Consider the following 20,592-nt stretch of genomic DNA (forward strand, 5'->3'; position numbering starts at 1 on the left):
TAAACAAAAAAGAGGCGTCTGCCTCTTTTTTATGTTTCTTTTTCCACTGTAGTGTAATTCTATTCACTAAATCTTAAAAAATAGCCATCTGGGTCTAAAACTGCAAATTCATGAGGGTAGATATATTGTTTACCAACTCGAAATTCTCTTTTAGTCAAAGGACGATAGATGGGATAGTTGGCTTCCAGCAGTTTTTGGTGGAGCTGAGGGACATCCTTGATACCAAAGGAAATATTGACACCACGACCAAAGGGGTAGTTTAGTTCAGCTAGTTCCTCCTTACTCCCCTCCTCTAGCATAAGTTGGCAGTCTTCAAGCGAAAGGAAGAGAAATTTTTCCTCTGGACGCTCGTATTCGACAGAGAATCCCAATAAGTCGCAGTAGAAGTGACGCGATTTCTCGATATCCGATACGACAAATTCAGGGATGACAGCTTGATAGTCCATTCGTTTTCTCCTTAGAAATCAATCTCCAAGACAATCGGTGTGTGGTCTTGGCGTGGGCCTGAGTCAATCATGTCTGACTTGGTAACCTTGTCTGCTACACGGTTACTTGTGAGCCAGTAGTCGATTCTCCAGCCTGTGTTGTTGATTTTTGAAGTCTTGCTGCGTTGTGCCCACCAAGTATAGCGTTCTGGCACATCGCCATGGATATGGCGGAAGGTATCTGTAAATCCTTTGGCTAAAAGGTTTGTAAATCCTTCACGTTCTTCGTCTGTAAATCCTGGTGAACGGCGGTTGCTGGCTGGGTTGGCAAGGTCAATTTCCTTGTGGGCAACGTTGTAGTCTCCGGTTGCTAGGACAGGTTTTTGCTTGTCTAGTTGAGCCAAGTACTCTGCATATTTGACATCCCAGACTTGACGTTCCTCCAAGCGTTTGAGTCCATCACCAGCGTTTGGTGTGTAAACTTGAGTCACGAAAAATGTATCAAATTCTAGAGTAATGATGCGACCTTCCGAGTCCATAGTAGAAGGGGCGCCAATCTCTGGGAAGCTAACAGTTGGGATCAGTTCTTTCTTATAGAGGAACATGGTTCCAGCATAGCCTTTACGGGCAGGCTCTTGAGAGGAACGCCAGGTGTTTTCGTAACCTGGGAAGAGTTCTTCCAGTACCTCAAGGTGTTTTTTAGTAGGACCTTTAGCTGAAAGCTTGGTTTCCTGGATAGCGATGATATCAGCATCTTCGGCTATCAAGGTTTGTAGGACATCTTGTGATAATTTCGCACGCGCAGAATCACTCGTCAGTGCTGCATTGAGGGAATCAATATTCCATGAGATTAGTTTCATAATGTGTACCTTTTCATTCAGATTATAGACAATATTATACCAGAAAAGAATACATTTCCCCAGCGTATAGTTTGAAAAATCAAGGTCATTCCTTTATAATAAAGAATGATTTATGTAAAGGATTGAAAATAAATGAAATTTTACTCATATGAATATGTCTTGAGCCAGATTGGCCAACAAAATAGTGTCATGATTGGCTTTGGAATATTCTTGCTTGCCATCACTGGATTTTTTGCTTTTAAGGCTTACCGCGACCATCGAGGAACCAAGTTTCGCGAGTTGGTGATGATCTCATCTTTGGCTTTACTGGCTGTCATTCTCGGTATTATATCTACTTATCAGTCAAATCAAGCTTCTAATAATCAATTTCAAACTTCACTCCATTTTATAGAAGTTGTTTCTGAGGATTTAGGGGTGGATAAATCAGAAGTCTACGTCAATACTTCTGCAGCCACAGATGGTGCACTTCTCAAGGTAGGAGACAAATACTACCGTGCTTTAAGTGGGAGTGAACCGGATAAATATCTCTTGGAAAAACTTGACTTGTATCAAACAAGCGACATTGAATTAGTGGAGGCAAACAAATGACATTTAACTATATCGAGATTCTTATTAAACTGGCTTTAGGTCTTGTATCTCTTGTCTTTGTTATCAACATGACAGGGAAGGGAAATCTAGCGCCCAACTCAGCAATTGACCAAATCCAAAACTATGTTCTTGGGGGAATCATCGGTGGGGTAATCTATAATAGCTCTATTACCATCCTTCAGTATGCAGTTATCTTGATTATGTGGACGATTTTAGTTTTGTCGCTTAAATGGCTTACGAACAATGTTGGTTTTGTGAAACAAATGATTGATGGAAAACCAACTCTACTCATCAAAAATGGGGAAATCGATCCAGAAGCCTGCCGTTCTGTCGGATTATCAGCTTCTGACGTAGCCCTTAAACTTCGTAGCCAAGGTATCTTCCAGCTTAAAGAAGTCAAGCGTGCTGTACAAGAGCAAAGCGGTCAGCTGATTGTAGTACAAAATGGAGATGAAAATCCTAAGTATCCTGTCATCACAGACGGTGTCATTCAGTCGGATGTCCTCGATACTCTCAGCTTAACGGAAGAATGGCTCTTAGATCATCTGAATAAGCAAGGATATGATAATGTGGCCAATATCTTTATCGCTGAGTATGATAAAGGTCAACTAAGCGTTGTCACCTATGAATAAGAAAAACCTGGGGTTCATGCCTCAGGTTTCCATTTGTCATTAGAAAGGAATTTTATGTCCATCATCCAAAAACTCTGGTGGTTTTTTAAATTAGAAAAACGCCGTTACCTAGTTGGAATTGTAGCTTTGGTTTTGGTTTCTGTACTAAACCTTATCCCACCTATGGTCATGGGGCGCGTGATTGATGCCATTACTTCGGGACGATTAACACAAGATGAGCTCCTGCTCCATCTCTTTTATCTCCTGCTGGCAGCTTTCGGGATGTATTATCTGCGTTATGTTTGGCGCATGTATATCCTAGGGACTTCCTACCGACTTGGACAAATCATGCGTTCAAGACTATTTGAACATTTTACAAGGATGTCTCCCGCTTTTTATCAGAGTTATCGGACTGGGGATTTGATGGCTCACGCAACCAATGATATCAATGCTCTGACTCGTTTAGCAGGTGGTGGTGTCATGATGGCAGTGGATGCCTCTATCACAGCCTTGGTAACTCTCTTGACTATGCTCTTTAGCATTTCTTGGCAGATGACCTTGGTTGCCATTCTGCCCTTGCCATTTATGGCCTATGCGACTAGTCGTCTGGGGAGAAAGACCCATAAGGCTTTCGGAGAATCACAGGCAGCCTTTTCTGAACTCAACAATAAGGTTCAAGAATCTGTATCAGGTATCAAGGTAACCAAGTCCTTTGGCTATCAGTCTGATGAATTGGCATCTTTCCAGGAAGTCAATGATTTGACCTTCCAAAAGAATCTGCAAACTATGAAATATGATAGTCTCTTTGACCCCATGGTTCTACTCTTTGTTGGTTCTTCCTATGCCTTAACTCTCTTAGTCGGTGCCTTTATGGTGCAAGCGGGACAAGTAACCGTTGGGAATCTTGTCACCTTTATCTCTTACTTGGATATGTTGGTCTGGCCCTTGATGGCTATTGGTTTCCTCTTTAATATTACTCAAAGAGGGAAGGTTTCTTATCAACGAATTGAGAGCATCTTGTCTCAAGAGTCACCTGTCAAAGACCCAGCATCTCCACTTAACGGGATTGAAAATGGGCGCTTAGACTATGCCATTGATCGTTTTGCCTTTGAAGACGAAGAGACGCTGAAAGATATCCATTTTAGCCTCGAAAAAGGGCAAACCTTAGGCTTGGTTGGACAAACTGGTTCAGGGAAAACAGCTTTGATTAAATTGCTCCTACGTGAGTATGACGTTGACAAAGGAGCTATTTATCTAAATGGTCATGACATTCGTGACTATCGACTAGCTGACTTACGTGGTTTGATGGGATACGTTCCACAGGACCAATTTCTCTTTGCTAGTTCTATCATAGAGAATATTTGTTTTGGAAATCCTGACCTACCTTTCTCTGCAGTAGAGAAAGCAACTCAGTTGGCTCAAGTCTATCAAGACATTCAAGCCATGCCTGAGGGGTTTGATACAGTTATCGGGGAAAAAGGTGTTAGTCTATCTGGCGGGCAAAAGCAACGTCTGGCTATGAGTCGGGCTATGATTTTAAATCCTGATATCTTGATTTTAGATGATTCCTTGTCAGCTGTGGATGCTAAGACAGAGTTCGCGATCATCGATAATCTCAAGGAAACTCGCAAAGATAAAACGACTATCATCACTGCCCATCGTCTCAGTGCAGTTGTTCATGCAGATTTGATTTTGGTCATGCAGGATGGTCGCATCATTGAACGAGGTAGGCATGAAGACTTACTAGCCTTGGATGGTTGGTATGCCCAGACCTACCAGTCTCAACAGTTAGAAATGAAAGGAGAAGAAGATGCGGAATAAACAAGAACAATGGGTTGTATTGAAGCGTTTGTTGTCTTATCTTAAGCCCTATGGGGTCCTCACCTTTTTAGCCCTTGCTTTTCTCCTTGCGACGACTGTTGTTAAGAGTATTATCCCCCTAGTAGCTTCGCACTTTATCGACCAGTATCTAAACAATCTCAATCAACTTGCTGTTACAGTTCTGCTAGTTTACTATGGTCTTTACATTCTTCAAACCATTTTCCAATATGTGGGGAACATCCTCTTTGCGCGCGTGTCCTACAGTATCGTTAGAGATATTCGACGTGATGCCTTTGCCAATATGGAAAAACTAGGTATGTCTTACTTTGATAAAACACCTGCAGGCTCTATTGTCTCTCGTTTGACCAACGACACTGAGACCATCAGTGATATGTTCTCAGGGATCTTATCTAGCTTTATCTCGGCAGTCTTTATATTCGTGACGACCCTTTATACCATGTTAGTTCTGGACTATCGTCTGACTGCTCTAGTCTTGCTCTTCCTACCTTTGATTTTCCTTTTGGTCAATCTCTACCGTAAAAAATCTGTCAAGGTCATCGAAAAAACCAGAAGTCTACTGTCAGATATTAACAGTAAGCTGGCAGAAAATATCGAAGGGATTCGCATTATTCAAGCCTTTAACCAAGAAAAACGCCTGCAAGAAGAGTTTGATGAGATAAACCAGGAACACCTAGTCTATGCTAACCGTTCAGTAGCCTTGGATTCTCTCTTTTTACGTCCAGCTATGAGTTTGTTGAAGCTGTTGGGATATGCGGTTTTGATGGCTTATTTTGGCTATCGCGGACTTTATCTAGGAATAACGGCAGGAACTATGTATGCCTTTATCCAGTATATCAATCGTCTCTTTGATCCCCTCATCGAGGTAACGCAAAACTTTTCTACTCTTCAGACATCCATGGTATCAGCAGGTCGTGTCTTTGCACTGATCGATGAGTCCAACTATGAACCGGTCCAAGAAAATGGCCAATTCAAGATTCAAGAAGGGAATATCCGCTTTGAACATGTGTCCTTCTCTTATGATGGAAAACACCAAATTCTCGATGATATTTCCTTTACCGTCAATAAAGGTGAAACCATTGCCTTTGTCGGACATACAGGATCAGGAAAATCATCTATCATTAATGTTCTCATGCGTTTTTATGAATTTCAGTCAGGTCGGGTTCTCCTAGATGATGTGGATATTCGAGAGTATAGTCAAGAGGAGTTGAGAAAAAACATCGGTTTGGTTCTACAGGACCCCTTCCTCTATCATGGGACCATCAAGTCCAATATCGCCATGTACCAAGATATCAGCGATGACCAAGTCAAGGCTGCAGCAGAATTTGTCGATGCAGATTCCTTCATTCAGGATCTTCCATTAGGCTATGATGCTCCTGTGTCTGAGCGTGGTTCGAGTTTTTCAACCGGTCAGCGTCAACTTCTTGCCTTCGCAAGAACGGTTGCCAGTCAACCGAAAATTCTGATTTTGGATGAAGCGACAGCCAATATTGACTCTGAAACAGAAGCCTTGGTTCAAAATTCTCTAGCCAAGATGAGACAAGGTCGGACAACCATTGCCATCGCCCATCGCCTTTCTACTATCCAAGATGCCAACTGTATCTATGTCCTAGACAAGGGACGAATCATTGAGAGTGGCACACACGAGGAACTTTTGGCCTTGGGTGGAACCTATCACAAGATGTATAGTTTGCAAGCAGGTGCTCTTTCCTAGGGAAGAATTCCTTTAAAACACAGATTTCTTGCACCGCCTCTTTCATTTTGTGGTATAATGTAGAATGTTTAAAGATTACATATTAAAAAACAGAGGAGAATGTGCATGCTGAAATGGGATGAACTACCTCAGGAGATGCAATTGAGCGAGGTAAAACCATATTACCAGCTCGTCTCTAGAAGAAAAGGTTCACTGATTCTCAAGCGTTGTCTAGATTTGTTTCTAGCCTTGGTCTTGTTAGTCTTGACTTCACCCGTATTTCTGATTCTAAGCATTTGGATTAAGCTAGATAGCAAGGGTCCAGTCATTTACAAGCAGGTGCGGGTAACCCAGTACAACCGACATTTCAAGATTTGGAAATTCCGGACCATGGTGACAGATGCGGATAAAAAAGGAAGTCTGGTGACTTCTGCAAATGATAGCCGCATCACCAAGGTTGGAAATTTCATTCGTCGTGTTCGTTTGGATGAACTTCCACAATTGGTCAATGTTCTCAAAGGAGAGATGTCCTTTGTGGGAACTCGTCCAGAAGTACCACGCTACACAGAGCAGTATAGCCCTGAAATGATGGCTACCTTGCTCTTGCCTGCAGGGATTACATCGCTTGCCAGCATTAACTATAAGGACGAGGATGCCATTATCAGTCAAATGACTGCAAAAGGTATGACGGTTGACCAGGCCTATGTCGAAAGAGTCCTCCCAGAAAAGATGCACTATAATCTAGCCTACCTACGTGATTTTAATTTCTTCGGGGATATCAAGATCATGTTCCAGACTGTATTTGAAGTTTTAAAATAAAGTAGTCGTAAGATTGAAACCGATCAAAGGAGTAAAACAATGACAAATTACAATATTCCATTTTCACCACCTGATATTACCGAAGCTGAAATTGCTGAAGTAGCAGATACCCTCCGTTCTGGTTGGATCACAACAGGTCCAAAGACAAAAGAATTGGAGCGTCGTCTATCTGTCTATACTCAGACACCTAAGACAGTCTGCCTCAACTCTGCAACAGCAGCTCTTGAATTGATCTTGCGCGTGCTTGAAGTGGGCCCTGGCGATGAAGTTATCGTTCCAGCTATGACTTATACAGCATCATGTAGCGTTATCACTCACGTAGGTGCTACACCAGTAATGGTTGATATCCAAGGTGATACCTTTGAAATGGACTATGACAAGCTTGAACAAGCGATTACTGAGAAGACTAAGGTTATCATCCCAGTAGAACTTGCAGGGATTATCTGTGACTATGACCGTTTGTTCCAAGTTGTTGAGAAGAAACGTGACCTCTTTACAGCTACTAGCAAGTGGCAAAAGGTCTTTAACCGTATCGTTGTTGTCTCAGATAGCGCCCATGCTTTGGGTTCAACCTATAAAGGGCAACCAGCTGGTTCCATTGCAGACTTTACGTCATTCTCTTTCCACGCTGTCAAGAACTTTACAACTGCTGAAGGAGGAAGTGCTACTTGGAAAGCTAATCCAGCTATTGATGATGAAGAAATGTACAAGGAATTCCAAATTCTTTCCCTTCATGGTCAAACAAAAGATGCTCTTGCCAAGATGCAACTGGGTTCATGGGAATACGATATCGTAACACCTGCTTACAAGTGCAACATGACAGATATCATGGCTTCACTTGGTCTGGTTCAGTTGGACCGTTATCCTAGCTTGCTTCAACGTCGTAAAGAAATTGTGACTCGCTATGACCGTGGATTTGCAGGAACTCGTATTCACCCATTGGCGCATGAGACAGATACTGTTGAATCTTGTCGTCACCTTTACGTTACCCATGTAGAAGGTGCTAGTCTCGAGCAACGCAATCAAATTATCCAAGAATTGGCCAAAGCTGGAATCGCAAGTAACGTTCACTACAAACCGCTTCCTCTTTTGACAGCCTATAAAAATCTTGGCTTTGATATGGCAAACTATCCTAAGGCTTATGCCTACTTTGTAAATGAGATTACACTACCGCTTCACACCAAATTAACGGATGAAGAAGTAGATTATATCATTGAGACTTTTATCCGAGTTTCTGAAGAAGTTCTAGGCGCTTCACAAAAATAATTAAAAAAATTAGTAAAAAATTAGTGAAAACGGTTGACAAAGAAAAAACAATAACATATAATTATCTCAACAAATCAGAAAAGTAATTATTTTTAATCTTCAGGAAGCCTGTGGTTACTGTGAACAGGTGGTTGGAACTAGTGAAATTGGGCTGATTTTAAAAGTGAATTTGAAACAATGAAAATTCGGTAGGCACACCTTACAGTGCAACTTGTTGTTAGACAAGGCAGAGATGTAAAGGGGATATTCTCTTTACAATTGAGGTGGTACCGCGTTACAAACGCCCTCACATGGAAGCAAATTCCGTGTGTGGGCTTTTTTCTTATCTTGGAAACAGTAGAAAAGAGGAATCTTATGACAACTAAAGGTTATTTTGGAAAATTTGGTGGTAGTTTTGTACCAGAACCAATTCAGGCTTTATTAGATGAGTTGGAAGTGACTTTTGATAAATACAAGGATGATCCAGAATTTTTGGCAGAATATCGTCATTACTTGAAAGATTATTCAGGTCGTGAGACTCCGCTCTATTTTGCAGAAAGTTTGACGGATTATCTAGGAGGTGCTAAGATCTATCTCAAACGTGAAGATCTTAACCACCTTGGTTCACACAAACTTAACAATGTCCTTGGACAGATTCTTCTTGCTAAACGCATGGGTAAAAAACGTGTGATTGCAGAGACAGGAGCTGGCCAGCACGGTGTTGCGACAGCTGCTGCAGCAGCCAAATTTGGTATGGCCTGTGATGTCTACATGGGGGCAGAAGATGTGGAACGTCAACGTCTCAACGTCTTCCGTATGGAGATGATGGGAGCAACTGTTCATGCAGTTGAAACGGGAACACGTACTCTGAAGGATGCGGTCGATGCAGCCTTTGGTGCGTGGATGAATGACCTTGAAGCTTTCTACGTTTTAGGTTCAGCTGTAGGCCCTCATCCTTATCCAACGATTGTCCATGAATTTCAAAAAGTCATCAGTGAAGAATCACGTCGTCAAATCTTGGAAAAAGAAGGACGTCTGCCAGACTACGTTATTGCCTGTGTAGGTGGTGGTTCGAATGCCATCGGAGCTTTTTCACAGTATGTAGCTGATGAAGAAGTAAAATTGGTTGGGGTAGAAGCTGCTGGTCACGGTTTAGATACCGACAAACACGCGGCAACAATGACCAAGGGCAGTGTAGGAATTGTCGATGGAATGAAAACCTATGCAGTCTTTAAGGAAGATGGAGAGCTCGCGCCAGTTTACTCTATCTCTGCTGGTTTAGACTATCCAGGGGTTGGACCAGAACACGCCTTCTTTAAAGACTCTGGTCGTGTAGAGTATGTTGCAGCGACTGATGAAGAAGCTGTCCAAGCCTTGCTTTTACTTAGCAAGACTGAAGGAATTATTCCAGCTATTGAAAGCTCTCATGCTATCGCAGAAGCAGTCAAACGAGCACCAAAACTAAGTAAAAATGAGATTATCGTCATTAATGTCTCTGGTCGTGGAGACAAGGACGTAGCTGCCATTGCAGACTACCTTGAAGCTAAAAAATAAAAGATGGAAAAATTATAGCTGTTTCTCTCTCAGAGAGCTTGTGGTTGCTGAAAACAAGCAGAGAAAGCTGTAAGGTTGGGTCCATCTGAATTGAGAGAAGAAAACATGATTCTCAAGGGAGTGCCCTTTATCGCACAGCCTGTTACAAGAAGGTTCTGAGACAGGAATAAGAGATAGGAGAAATCCTATAATTGAGGTGGCACCGCGAATTTCGTCCTCACGCAAGTTATTTTGCGTGGGGATTTTTTGTAGAATAAACACGGGATTTAAGAAGAACTGAAAGGGAAATTACAATGGAACGAATCATTCATGGAGATGTTTTATCACCAATCTTGGCTTATATGCGTTTGAACGGACAACACAAGGTCATACTTGAAAGTATCCCAAGAGAAAAGGAAAATGCTCGTTTTTCTATCTTGGCCTATAACCCAGTTTTTGAGATTAAGTTTGAGAATGGAGTTCTTTATCAAAATGGGCAAGTGATTGATCGTGATCCTTTGGATTTCCTCTATGAGGTGACTTGTAAGAGTCAGCACCATTCAGACCTACCTTTTGGTGGTGGAGCTATTGGTTTTGTGGGTTACGATATGATTTCGCTTTATGAAGAAATTGGTCAAATTCCTGAAGATACAATTGGAACGCCAGACATGCATTTCTTCATCTATGAGAGTTACATTGTCTTTGACCACAAGAAGGAAAAAATCCATGTCATCGAGGATGCTCTCTATAGTGAGCGTAGTCAAGAAGACTTGGAAAAAGCCTTGAACCAAGTGCTTGAGGAATTACGCATTCCTGCTCCAAATGAATTTGAAGATTTGGACGTTTCTCCACTTCAGTTTAGACCACATATTGCACCTCAGAAATTTGAAGAAATGGTAGAAACAGCTCGCGACTTGATTCGCAAGGGAGATATGTTCCAATGTGTGCTTAGCCAGCGCTTCTCCGCAGAGGTAACTGGAAATCCTTTTGACTTCTACAGAAATCTTCGAGTGACCAATCCATCAAATTACCTCTACTTTTATGACTTTGGAAATTATCAAATTATCGGTGCCAGTCCTGAGAGCTTGGTTTCCGTCAAAAATGGCATTGTGACAACCAATCCAATTGCAGGTACGCGTCCTAGAGGTGCCAATGACGAGGAAGATGCGACCTTAGCAAATGATCTACTTTCTGATGAAAAGGAAACGGCAGAACACCGAATGTTGGTGGACTTGGGACGAAATGATATCGGTAGAATTGCTGAAACAGCAAGTGTCCAAGTAACCAAGTATATGGAAGTCGAACTTTTCCGCTATGTCATGCATTTGACCAGCGTGGTTAAAGGACGTTTATTACCAGAACTGACTGCCATGGATGCCTTGAAGGCGACACTTCCGGCAGGAACAGTATCGGGAGCACCAAAGATTCGGGCCATGAAACGCATCTATGAACTAGAAACAGAGAAGCGAGGCGTATATGCAGGAGCTATCGGTTACGTATCAGCAACTGGAGATATGGATTTCGCCATTGCTATTCGAACCATGATTCTTAAAAATAAAACAGCCTACGTACAGGCTGGTGCAGGAATTGTTTATGATTCCATCGCTCAGAACGAATACCAAGAAACGATTAACAAAGCTAAATCTATGACTAGAATGGGAGAACTAAGACCATGATCTTATTGATTGACAATTATGATTCATTTACCTATAACCTGGCTCAATATATCGGGAATTTCGCAGAAGTTCAGGTTTTGAGAAATGATGACCCAAACCTTTATGAAGAAGCTACAAAGGTAGATGGATTAGTTTTCTCTCCTGGCCCAGGTTGGCCAGCTGATGCTGGGAAAATGGAAGAAATGATTCGTGATTTTGCAGGTAAGAAGCCTATTCTTGGGATTTGTTTGGGGCACCAAGCCATCGCAGAAGTCTTTGGTGGTAAGTTGGGCTTGGCTCCTAAAGTTATGCACGGTAAACAAAGCCATATTCGATTTGAGACTCCATCAGTTCTCTATCGAGGAATTGAGGACAATCGTCCAGTCATGCGTTACCACAGTATTTTAATTGAAGAGATGCCAGAAGAGTTTGAAGTGACAGCTCGCTCGACAGATGACCAAGCTATTATGGGTATTCAACACAAAACCTTGCCGATTTATGGCTTGCAGTATCATCCAGAAAGTATTGGAACGCCAGATGGTCTATCTTCTATTCAGAATTTTATCGAGAAAGTTGTAAAGTGAGGAACACAAAATGAGAGAAATTATTGAAAAATTAGCGAACTTTGAAGATCTATCAAGTGTTGAAATGACAGATGTTATCGAACGCATCGTGACAGGGCGAGTGACAGAAGCACAAATCGCTTCACTACTTTTAGCTCTTAAAATGAAGGGAGAAACACCTGAAGAAAGAACAGCCCTCGCTCAAGTCATGAGAGGACATGCTCAACACATTCCAACAAATATTCAAGATGCTATGGATAACTGTGGTACAGGTGGAGATAAGTCATTTAGCTTCAACATTTCTACAACTGCAGCCTTTGTCTTGGCAGGTGGAGGAATCCACATGGCCAAACATGGAAATCGCTCTATTTCTTCTAAATCTGGGTCAGCAGATGTCTTGCAAGCTTTGGGAATCAATATTGACCTCAAACCATCACAATTGGGTAAGGTGTTTGATCAAACAGGAATCGTCTTTCTCTTTGCCAAAAACATGCACCCAGCCATGAAATACATTATGCCAGCTCGTTTGGAATTGGGAATTCCAACCATCATGAATTTGACAGGACCGCTCATCCATCCAATGATTTTGGAAACACAGCTTCTAGGAATCAGTCGTCCTGAACTTCTGGAAAGTACTGCTCAGGTCTTGAAAAACATGGGTCGCAAACGTGCCATTGTAGTAGCTGGTCCAGAAGGATTGGATGAAGCTGGTTTGAATGGAACTACCAGCATTGCCCTTCTTGAAAATGGTGAAATTACTTTATCAACCTTTACTCCAGAAGATTTGGGAATGGAACGCATTGCTATTGAAGACATTCGTGGAGGAAATGCTCATGAGAATGCAGCCATTCTTGTCAGTGTTCTTAATAACGAACCAAGTCCATTCTTGGAAACAACAGTCTTAAATGCAGGTCTCGGATTCTACGCCAATGGGAAAGCAGACAGTATCAAGGACGGAGTTGAATTGGCACGTCAAGTGATTGCCAGTGGTAAGGCCCTTGAAAAACTCAGACTACTACAGGAGTACCAAAGATGAGTCAGGAATTTTTATCACGTATCCTAGAGCAAAAGGCGCGTGAAGTTGAAAAGATGGAGCGAGAGGAGCTTCAATCCTTGCGTCAAACTTATCGATTGAGTGAATATTTAAAAAATCACCAAGACCGTTTGCAAATCATTGCTGAGGTCAAAAAGGCAAGTCCAAGTCTAGGTGATATCAATCTTGATGTGGATATCGTAAAACAGGCCCAGACTTACGAGGCTAACGGAGCAGTTATGATTTCTGTTCTGACAGATGAAGTTTTCTTCAAAGGTCATTTGGAGTACCTTCGTGAGATTTCTAGTCAGGTAGAGATTCCGACTTTAAACAAGGACTTTATCATTGATGAAAAGCAAGTCATCCGTGCTCGCAATGCAGGTGCGACCGTCATCTTGCTCATCGTAGCGGCCTTATCTGAAAAACGACTCAAGGAGCTTTATGACTACGCGACAGATCTTGGTCTAGAAGTTTTGGTGGAAACTCATAATCTTGCTGAACTGGAAGTGGCTCATAGACTTGGAGCTCAAATTATCGGTGTCAACAATCGCAACTTGACCACCTTTGAAGTCGACTTACAGACCAGTGTAGACTTGGCCAAATATTTCAAGGATGATTGCTTCTACATTTCCGAATCTGCTATTTTTACAGAGGAGGATGCAAAACGAGTAGCACCATACTTTAACGGAATTTTGGTGGGAACAGCTCTCATGCAAGCTGAAGATGTAGCCCAGAGAATCAAGGAGTTGCAGATTGACAAAGGTTAAGATTTGTGGACTATCGACCAAAGAAGCCGTAAAAACAACTGTGTCGGCTGGTGCAGACTACATTGGTTTTGTCTTTGCTCCTAGCAAAAGACAGGTGACCGTAGAACAAGCCATAGAGCTGGCTAAGTTTATTCCTAGCCATATTCAAAAAGTTGGAGTATTTGTTTCACCCAGTCGGGTAGAACTGTTAGAAGCGGTAGACAAAGTTGGTTTGGATTTTGTACAAGTTCACGGTCAGGTAGTAGATAAACTATTTGAAAATTTACCTTGTGGTAGCATTCAGGCTGTTCAGGTCGATGAAGGGGGGCATGTACCCAATTCTCAGGCAGATTATCTACTCTTTGATGCACCTGTCGCAGGAAGTGGTCAAACATTTGACTGGGGGCGACTGGATACGACAGAACTGGCCCAGCCTTTCTTCATCGCAGGCGGGCTAAATGAGGACAATGTAGCAAGAGCAATTCAGCATTTCTATCCCTTTGCAGTAGATGTATCAAGCGGAGTAGAAACAGACGGACAAAAAGATCATGAAAAGATTATAAGATTTATAGAGAGGGTAAAGAATGGCATATCAAGAACCAAATAAAGATGGATTTTACGGAAAATTCGGTGGACGCTTTGTCCCAGAAACATTGATGACAGCAGTATTGGAGTTAGAAGAGGCTTATCGTGAAAGTCAGGCAGATCCAAGTTTCCAAGAGGAGTTAAACCAACTTTTGCGCCAATATGTAGGTCGTGAAACACCTCTTTACTACGCAAAAAACTTGACCCAGCATATCGGCGGAGCCAAGATTTACCTTAAACGTGAAGACCTCAACCATACAGGCGCCCACAAGATTAACAATGCCTTAGGACAAGTTTTACTGGCTAAACGCATGGGCAAGAAGAAAATTATCGCTGAGACAGGTGCTGGTCAACACGGTGTGGCAACTGCAACAGCTGCAGCTCTCTTCAACATGGAATGTACTATCTACATGGGCGAGGAAGATGTCAAACGCCAAGCCCTCAATGTTTTCCGCATGGAGCTTTTAGGAGCTAAGGTAGAGGCTGTGACAGATGGTTCGCGCGTGCTCAAGGATGCGGTCAATGCAGCCCTTCGTTCTTGGGTTGCAAATATCGATGATACCCACTATATCCTTGGTTCTGCCTTGGGGCCCCATCCTTTCCCAGAAATTGTTCGTGATTTCCAAAGTGTTATCGGAAGAGAAGCCAAACAACAGTACCGTGAATTGACAGGTGAAAATTTACCAGATGCCCTAGTAGCCTGTGTTGGTGGTGGCTCTAATGCCATCGGACTCTTCCATCCATTTGTGGAAGATGAGGCAGTAGCTATGTATGGTGCTGAAGCAGCAGGACTCGGTGTGGATACAGAGCACCACGCAGCTACCTTGACCAAGGGTCGTCCGGGTGTCCTTCACGGTTCTCTCATGGATGTGCTCCAAGATGCCCATGGTCAAATTCTTGAAGCCTTCTCTATCTCAGCAGGTTTGGACTATCCAGGTATCGGTCCAGAGCATTCCCATTACCACGATATCAAGCGTGCGACTTATGTGCCAGTGACAGATGAGGAAGCCTTGGAAGGATTTCAACTTTTGTCTCGTGTGGAAGGAATTATCCCAGCTTTGGAATCTAGCCATGCCATCGCCTTTGCGGTGAAATTAGCCAAAGAACTTGGACCAGAAAAGTCTATGATTGTCTGCCTATCAGGTCGTGGGGACAAGGATGTGGTTCAAGTCAAGGACCGTTTGGAAGCAGATGCAGCAAAGAAGGGAGAAGCTCATGCCTAAGACACTAACAGAAAAATTAAACGCTATAAAAGCAGCTGGAAAAGGAATTTTTGTTCCCTATATCATGGCTGGAGACCATGAGAAAGGTTTGGATGGACTCGGAGAAACAATACACTTTTTAGAAGATTTGGGTGTTTCGGCTATTGAAGTGGGTATTCCCTTTTCAGACCCTGTTGCAGATGGACCTGTTATCGAAGAAGCTGGCTTGCGCAGTCTAGCCCACGGGACCTCTACCCAGGCTTTGGTTGAAACCTTGAAAACCATTGAAACAGAGGTTCCACTTGTCATCATGACCTACTTTAACCCCCTCTTTCAGTATGGTGTGGAGAAATTGGTTAAAGATCTTGCTGATACAGCAGTCAAGGGCTTGATTATTCCGGATCTCCCTCATGAGCATGCTAATTTTGTAGAGCCCTTCTTGGCAGGTACAGACATTGCTTTGATTCCCTTAGTTAGTTTGACAACAGGAATTGACCGTCAAAAAGAACTCATTGAAGGGGCAGAAGGATTTATCTATGCCGTTGCTATCAATGGGGTCACAGGGAAATCAGGAAATTACCGAGATGACTTGGACAAGCACTTGTCTCAACTTCATCAAGTGGCTGACATTCCAGTCTTGACCGGTTTTGGTGTATCCACACAGTCTGATGTAGAACGCTTCAATGCTGTATCAGACGGTGTTATCGTTGGTTCGAAGATTGTTAAGGCTCTGCATGAAGGACAAGTAGCAGAAATCGCTGACTTTATCCGAGAAGCAGTAGCTTCCCAAAAATAATCACGCAAGCAGCTAGCAAGAGGAAGGGCACAAAAGGAAGTCTTTCCTTTTTCTTTAGTAGGAGAAAGGCTAGAATGCCAGTTGTGGAAGCAAATTGAATTAAAATCAGAATTTCTGTAAGTGTAAAGACGAGTGCACAAGAAGCCAGAAAGAGAAAATCACCTGCACCTATGCGAATATTAATAACATGAGCAATGATTCCAAGAATCAAGAAGAAAGCCATAGCCAGATTCCAACTACAGAAAAACATGAGGATTAGGTGGAAAGTCAGCCAGACTAGTAAGGGATATTCCTGATGGCGAAAGTCATAGATGCCCAAGGTCAAGCCGGCAGTGATTAAAATGACTTGTCCCAAAGTTAAAAATCCCACAGCCCCAGCCAGAAAGAGCAGTCCCAAGCAAAACTCAAAGAAAGCATACCAGAAAGGATAGTGGACCTTACAATAGCGACAGCGAAAGCGCCCAATTACTTGAGAGATAATCGGAATCAAATCCAGTGGTCTCAAGCGAGTCTGACAAGAATCACAGTGACTTGCAGGAAAGACGATGGATTGTTCCGGGAAGCGATCGATGACTAAACCTAGAAAGGAAGCAAGAATCGTTCCAACAAGAAAAAAGTAAAGGTGAATCATACTTATTAATTCGGAAAAAATAAGAGAAAGAGTATAATAGTTGGATAAAGGAGAAATTTTAGGAGCAAATATGAAAATTCACTTTGAAAAAGGACTTCAGATAGAAAATGCCCAACTCATTTGTCGCTGGTCTAATGCTTTGGGAGAAAGTTTTCAGAAGCAATGGATGGGACCCAAAATTTCTTATCCCTTGATTGTCCAATCCTTACAAAAGCTGGAAGGAATTTTTTCCATTTTTGCTGGAGAAGAGTTTGTAGGCATCATCCAGCAAATCAAACTAGAAGATAAAAATCTTCATATCGGCAGATTTCTCATAGCTCCACAGAAGCAGGGGAAAGGATTAGGTCGGAAAGTTTTCCAAGACTTCGTTCAAGAAATGTTTGAAAATAAAGAAATAGAGAGTATTTCCCTAACGGTTTTTGAATCAAATCAAAGAGCCAAAAATCTCTACCACAAAGAGGGATTTGAAATCGTTCAAACCATTGAAGTTCCAGAATGTAAATACATAATGAAAAAATCTAGATAAGAACTAAATTACACTAGGAACTGTCCCCTTACAATTTTTAATTCTCAAACTTGTTGCAGAGAAATTTTCTTGATAAAATAGATACATGACTAGATATAAAGCTATAATTTCCTATGATGGCTACGCTTTTGCTGGTTTTCAGCGGCAACCTCATGCGCGTAGTGTTCAGGAGGAAATTGAAAAAACTTTAACCAAATTAAATAAGGGACAAGCCATTACCATTCATGGCGCTGGGCGAACGGACAGTGGCGTTCATGCTTTAGGACAGGTCATCCACTTTGATCTTCCCTATCAGATGGATGAGGAAAAACTTCGTTTTGCTCTTGATACTCAAAGTCCTGAAGATATCGATGTGATTTCGATTGAGATTGTGGCTGATGATTTTCATTGCCGCTATGCTAAGCATAGCAAGACCTATGAGTTTATCGTAGATAGAGGACGTCCTAAAAATCCTATGCGTCGCCATTATGCGACTCATTATCCCTATCCACTCGATGTGGAGCGGATGCAACTTGCTGTAAAAAAATTAGAGGGAACACATGACTTTACTGGTTTTACAGCATCAGGGACTAGTGTGGAAGACAAGGTTCGAACGATCACAGAAGCTAGTCTTAGGGTTGATGAAACAGGGCAGTTTTTGACCTTTACCTTCTCAGGCAATGGTTTCCTCTATAAGCAGATTCGAAATATGGTTGGGACCTTGCTAAAAATTGGCAACAATCGGATGCCCATTGAGCAGATTGACCTGATTTTGGAGAAAAAAGACAGACAGTTGGGAGGCCCGACTGCAGCACCCAATGGTTTGTATTTGAAGGAGATTCGTTATGAAGAATAATCGTATTTTAGCACTTTCAGGAAATGATATTTTTAGTGGTGGTGGACTAGCTGCTGACCTTGCGACTTATACTTTAAATGGTTTGCATGGTTTTGTAGCCATGACTTGCTTGACTGCCTTGACAGAAAATGGTTTTGAAGTATTCCCGACGGATGAGACTATTTTTCAACAACAGTTGGATAGTCTTAAAAGCGTAGACTTTGGAGGGATTAAGATTGGTCTCTTGCCGACTGTTGGTGTTGCTGAGAAAGCATTGAATTTTATCAAGGAAAGATCAGGAGTCCCTGTCGTTCTGGATCCTGTATTGGTTTGTAAGGAAACGCATGATGTTGCAGTTAGCGAACTCTGTCAAGAGTTGATTCGCTTTTTCCCTTATGTATCTGTGATTACTCCTAATCTTCCTGAGGCAGAGTTGCTTGCAGATCAAAAGATTGAAAGTCTGGATGATATGAAAGCTGCAGCTCAGAAATTACATGGCTTAGGAGCGCCAGCAGTCATTATCAAAGGTGGAAATCGCCTTAGTCAGGATAAGGCTGTGGATGTTTTTTATGATGGTCATGACTTTACCATTTTAGAAAATCCAGTCTTAGGAGGTCAAAATGCTGGTGCAGGTTGTACCTTTGCATCGAGCATTGCCAGTCAATTAGTACAAGGAGAGGAGCTCTTACCAGCAGTTGAGAGTTCTAAAGCCTTTGTTTACCGTGCCATCGCACAAGCAGATCAATATGGAGTCAGACAATATGAAGCAAACCAAAACAAGTAAAATCGCCCTATTATCTATACTAACTGCTCTATCAGTAGTTTTAGGTTATATTGTAAAAATCCCAACTCAAGCAGGAATCTTAACTCTTTTAGATGCAGGAATCTTCTTTACCGCTTTTTATTATGGGCGCCGTGAAGGAGCCATCGTTGGGGGTCTAGGAGGTTTCCTCATTGACCTGATTTCAGGTTACCCTCACTGGATGTTCTTCAGCTTGCTTTTCCATGGTCTGCAGGGATATTTTGCAGGTTTTAAAGGAAAATGGCAGGGGCTTGGATTAGTTTTGGCGACTATCATCATGGTAGCTGGATATGCATGTGCGACTGCTTGGATGAAAGGTTGGGGGCAAGCCTGGTTAGATGTCCCTCACAATCTGTTACAGAATTTTGTTGGGATGGTTGTTGGGTATCTTCTATATCGGAGTATCAAGAACATTAGTAAGCAGTAAAAATAGTCTTCCATGGCAACTATTGAAAAAACTCTGATAATTTGCTAAAATGAAAGCTATGAAAACACTCTACGATGTGCAACAATTTCTCAAACAGTTTGGTATCATTGTCTATATGGGAAAACGTCTCTATGACATTGAACTGATGAAGATCGAGTTATCGCGAATCTATGATGCAGGCTTGATGGACAAGCTGGACTATCTTGAAGCGGAGGCTGTTCTTCGCAGAGAGCACAAACTAGAATTAGACTATTTAGAAAAAAATGGAGATTAGGTAATATGGTAACTTGGGTATTATGGGGACTTATTGTAGCGATGTTGGCATGGATGGGATACAACTATCTTCGCATTCGTCGTGCAGCGAAAATTGTAGACAATGCAGAGTTTGAGTCTTTGATTCGTACAGGTCAGTTGATCGACTTGCGTGATCCAGCTGACTTCCACAAAAAACATATCCTTGGAGCTCGTAATATTCCTTCAAACCAATTGAAGACAAGTCTTGCAGCTCTTCGCAAGGATAAACCTGTCCTTCTCTATGAAAACCAACGTGCGCAACGTGTCACAAATGCAGCACTTTTCTTGAAAAAACAAGGTTTCTCAGAAATCTATATCCTCTCTTACGGATTGGATTCTTGGACAGGGAAGGTGAAATCTAATTAACAATGTGAAAAAACTTGTCACATATGTTTAATATAAAGTCTTGGCTTTTTATGGTATAATTGTTAGTATAAAATTTAAGGAGTTTTTTGAAGATGAAAGAAAAGAAAAAACCATCACTTGTTTTAGGTGTCCTATCTATCGTCCTTGGTTTGCTATCTCCAATCGTAGGTCTCGTTTTGGGGATCATTGGTCTAGTCTTGGCTAATTCACATCAAAAAGAATCTGAGCTTGATTACAAAACAGAACGAATTCTTAATATCGTAGGGATTGTAATTTCTGTAGTCAACTGGGTTGCAGGGCTCATTTTAATGATGCACTAATCAGGATTCTAACAAAAAAAGCTTTATCTTTAAAAGCTCAGATTGAAGACAAAGTCCTTGGAAGTCAAGTTTCTAAGGGCTTTTCTTTGTGTAAAGTCGTATAATAGAGGTAAGAAGAGTTGTGAGGTAATCCCTATGTTTCACAAAGAAAATCCTGATTATAATCGTAAGCAATATGGTTTCTATACAATAGACGAATTGGTCCCTAAAGATCACTTT

Annotated in this window: 24 protein-coding genes and 2 other annotated features; of the genes, 21 read left to right on the plus strand and 3 right to left on the minus strand. The window is 41.9% G+C overall.

Translation table 11 applies throughout. The annotated features are described in order from the left end of the window. Positions 1-59: 59 nt before the first annotated feature. Together GEZ89_RS06925 and GEZ89_RS06930 are read right to left on the minus strand one after the other, a co-directional pair. Positions 60-446 carry a bleomycin resistance protein gene (locus GEZ89_RS06925; RefSeq protein ID WP_153225475.1) on the minus strand — a complete coding sequence of 129 codons (387 nt, stop codon included), beginning with the start codon at positions 444-446 and terminating at the stop codon, positions 60-62. Positions 447-457: 11 nt separating this feature from the next. After that, positions 458-1,285 (minus strand): exodeoxyribonuclease III, encoded by an 828-nt coding sequence (locus tag GEZ89_RS06930; protein WP_153225476.1) that lies wholly within the window; start codon positions 1,283-1,285, stop codon positions 458-460. Between the two features lie 132 nt (positions 1,286-1,417). On the opposite strand from GEZ89_RS06930, the gene GEZ89_RS06935 reads away from it, so the two are divergent. From GEZ89_RS06935 to trpA, 14 genes are all read left to right on the plus strand, one after another. Further along, positions 1,418-1,873, plus strand: a complete 456-nt coding sequence (locus GEZ89_RS06935) for a DUF3290 family protein (protein ID WP_153225477.1) — start codon at positions 1,418-1,420, stop codon at positions 1,871-1,873. After that, the gene (locus GEZ89_RS06940) at positions 1,870-2,505 is read left to right on the plus strand and encodes a DUF421 domain-containing protein (protein WP_153225478.1); all 636 of its coding nucleotides are present in this window, start codon (positions 1,870-1,872) and stop codon (positions 2,503-2,505) included. The genes GEZ89_RS06935 and GEZ89_RS06940 overlap by 4 nt, the downstream gene beginning before the upstream one ends. Before the next feature lie 54 nt (positions 2,506-2,559). Beyond that, the gene (locus tag GEZ89_RS06945; RefSeq protein ID WP_153225479.1) at positions 2,560-4,305 is read left to right on the plus strand and encodes an ABC transporter ATP-binding protein; all 1,746 of its coding nucleotides are present in this window, start codon (positions 2,560-2,562) and stop codon (positions 4,303-4,305) included. Beyond that, a complete protein-coding gene (locus GEZ89_RS06950) occupies positions 4,295-6,037 on the plus strand; it encodes an ABC transporter ATP-binding protein (protein WP_153225480.1) in 1,743 nt (580 codons plus the stop codon). Before GEZ89_RS06945 ends, GEZ89_RS06950 begins: the two co-directional genes overlap by 11 nt. A gap of 105 nt (positions 6,038-6,142) precedes the next feature. Further along, complete coding sequence (locus GEZ89_RS06955) at positions 6,143-6,835, plus strand: sugar transferase (protein WP_153225481.1); 693 nt, start codon at positions 6,143-6,145, stop codon at positions 6,833-6,835. A gap of 39 nt (positions 6,836-6,874) precedes the next feature. After that, a complete protein-coding gene (locus GEZ89_RS06960) occupies positions 6,875-8,101 on the plus strand; it encodes a DegT/DnrJ/EryC1/StrS family aminotransferase (protein WP_153225482.1) in 1,227 nt (408 codons plus the stop codon). A gap of 60 nt (positions 8,102-8,161) precedes the next feature. After that, positions 8,162-8,392, plus strand: a binding site (T-box leader). 63 nt (positions 8,393-8,455) lie between these two features. Further along, positions 8,456-9,634, plus strand: coding sequence for a tryptophan synthase subunit beta (trpB, locus tag GEZ89_RS06965; protein ID WP_153225483.1), 1,179 nt, complete (start codon positions 8,456-8,458; stop codon positions 9,632-9,634). Next, positions 9,625-9,856 (plus strand) — a binding site (T-box leader). Its footprint overlaps the gene before it by 10 nt. A 71-nt stretch (positions 9,857-9,927) precedes the next feature. Then, positions 9,928-11,289 carry an anthranilate synthase component I gene (gene trpE / locus GEZ89_RS06970; RefSeq protein ID WP_153225484.1) on the plus strand — a complete coding sequence of 454 codons (1,362 nt, stop codon included), beginning with the start codon at positions 9,928-9,930 and terminating at the stop codon, positions 11,287-11,289. Continuing rightward, positions 11,286-11,852: an aminodeoxychorismate/anthranilate synthase component II gene (locus GEZ89_RS06975; protein ID WP_153225485.1), complete on the plus strand. Its 567-nt coding sequence runs from the start codon at positions 11,286-11,288 to the stop codon at positions 11,850-11,852. The genes trpE and GEZ89_RS06975 overlap by 4 nt, the downstream gene beginning before the upstream one ends. A 10-nt stretch (positions 11,853-11,862) precedes the next feature. Continuing rightward, positions 11,863-12,867: an anthranilate phosphoribosyltransferase gene (gene trpD, locus GEZ89_RS06980; protein WP_153225486.1), complete on the plus strand. Its 1,005-nt coding sequence runs from the start codon at positions 11,863-11,865 to the stop codon at positions 12,865-12,867. Beyond that, positions 12,864-13,631 (plus strand): indole-3-glycerol phosphate synthase TrpC, encoded by a 768-nt coding sequence (trpC, locus tag GEZ89_RS06985; RefSeq protein ID WP_153225487.1) that lies wholly within the window; start codon positions 12,864-12,866, stop codon positions 13,629-13,631. The genes trpD and trpC overlap by 4 nt, the downstream gene beginning before the upstream one ends. Continuing rightward, on the plus strand, positions 13,618-14,217 hold the full coding sequence (locus GEZ89_RS06990) for a phosphoribosylanthranilate isomerase (protein WP_153225488.1): 600 nt from the start codon (positions 13,618-13,620) through the stop codon (positions 14,215-14,217). The genes trpC and GEZ89_RS06990 overlap by 14 nt, the downstream gene beginning before the upstream one ends. Further along, positions 14,195-15,418 carry a tryptophan synthase subunit beta gene (trpB, locus tag GEZ89_RS06995; RefSeq protein WP_153225489.1) on the plus strand — a complete coding sequence of 408 codons (1,224 nt, stop codon included), beginning with the start codon at positions 14,195-14,197 and terminating at the stop codon, positions 15,416-15,418. The genes GEZ89_RS06990 and trpB (GEZ89_RS06995) overlap by 23 nt, the downstream gene beginning before the upstream one ends. Continuing rightward, complete coding sequence (gene trpA / locus GEZ89_RS07000; RefSeq protein WP_153225490.1) at positions 15,411-16,193, plus strand: tryptophan synthase subunit alpha; 783 nt, start codon at positions 15,411-15,413, stop codon at positions 16,191-16,193. The genes trpB (GEZ89_RS06995) and trpA overlap by 8 nt, the downstream gene beginning before the upstream one ends. Here the strand turns inward: trpA and GEZ89_RS07005 are convergent. Further along, positions 16,162-16,824: a prepilin peptidase gene (locus GEZ89_RS07005; protein ID WP_153225491.1), complete on the minus strand. Its 663-nt coding sequence runs from the start codon at positions 16,822-16,824 to the stop codon at positions 16,162-16,164. The two genes, trpA and GEZ89_RS07005, sit on opposite strands and share 32 nt — an antisense overlap. Before the next feature lie 70 nt (positions 16,825-16,894). Between GEZ89_RS07005 and GEZ89_RS07010 the strand changes: the two genes are divergently transcribed. The 7 genes from GEZ89_RS07010 (at position 16,895) to GEZ89_RS07040 (ending at position 20,373) form a co-directional block, all read left to right on the plus strand. Next, complete coding sequence (locus GEZ89_RS07010; protein WP_153225492.1) at positions 16,895-17,350, plus strand: GNAT family N-acetyltransferase; 456 nt, start codon at positions 16,895-16,897, stop codon at positions 17,348-17,350. Positions 17,351-17,435: 85 nt separating this feature from the next. Further along, a complete protein-coding gene (gene truA / locus GEZ89_RS07015; protein WP_153225493.1) occupies positions 17,436-18,185 on the plus strand; it encodes a tRNA pseudouridine(38-40) synthase TruA in 750 nt (249 codons plus the stop codon). Continuing rightward, entirely contained in the window at positions 18,175-18,948 is a 774-nt protein-coding gene (locus GEZ89_RS07020; protein ID WP_153225494.1) for a bifunctional hydroxymethylpyrimidine kinase/phosphomethylpyrimidine kinase, read from the plus strand. Before truA ends, GEZ89_RS07020 begins: the two co-directional genes overlap by 11 nt. Then, positions 18,926-19,393 (plus strand): ECF transporter S component, encoded by a 468-nt coding sequence (locus GEZ89_RS07025; RefSeq protein WP_153225495.1) that lies wholly within the window; start codon positions 18,926-18,928, stop codon positions 19,391-19,393. The genes GEZ89_RS07020 and GEZ89_RS07025 overlap by 23 nt, the downstream gene beginning before the upstream one ends. A 49-nt stretch (positions 19,394-19,442) precedes the next feature. Continuing rightward, the gene (locus GEZ89_RS07030) at positions 19,443-19,667 is read left to right on the plus strand and encodes a YqgQ family protein (RefSeq protein ID WP_000646475.1); all 225 of its coding nucleotides are present in this window, start codon (positions 19,443-19,445) and stop codon (positions 19,665-19,667) included. Positions 19,668-19,672: 5 nt separating this feature from the next. Next, the gene (locus tag GEZ89_RS07035; protein WP_153225496.1) at positions 19,673-20,053 is read left to right on the plus strand and encodes a rhodanese-like domain-containing protein; all 381 of its coding nucleotides are present in this window, start codon (positions 19,673-19,675) and stop codon (positions 20,051-20,053) included. A 92-nt stretch (positions 20,054-20,145) separates the two neighbouring features. Beyond that, positions 20,146-20,373 (plus strand): hypothetical protein, encoded by a 228-nt coding sequence (locus GEZ89_RS07040; RefSeq protein ID WP_000660082.1) that lies wholly within the window; start codon positions 20,146-20,148, stop codon positions 20,371-20,373. The last annotated feature ends 219 nt before the right edge of the window (positions 20,374-20,592 follow it).

It is taken from the genome of Streptococcus mitis (genome assembly GCF_009496285.1).
Classification (GTDB): domain Bacteria; phylum Bacillota; class Bacilli; order Lactobacillales; family Streptococcaceae; genus Streptococcus; species Streptococcus mitis_BP.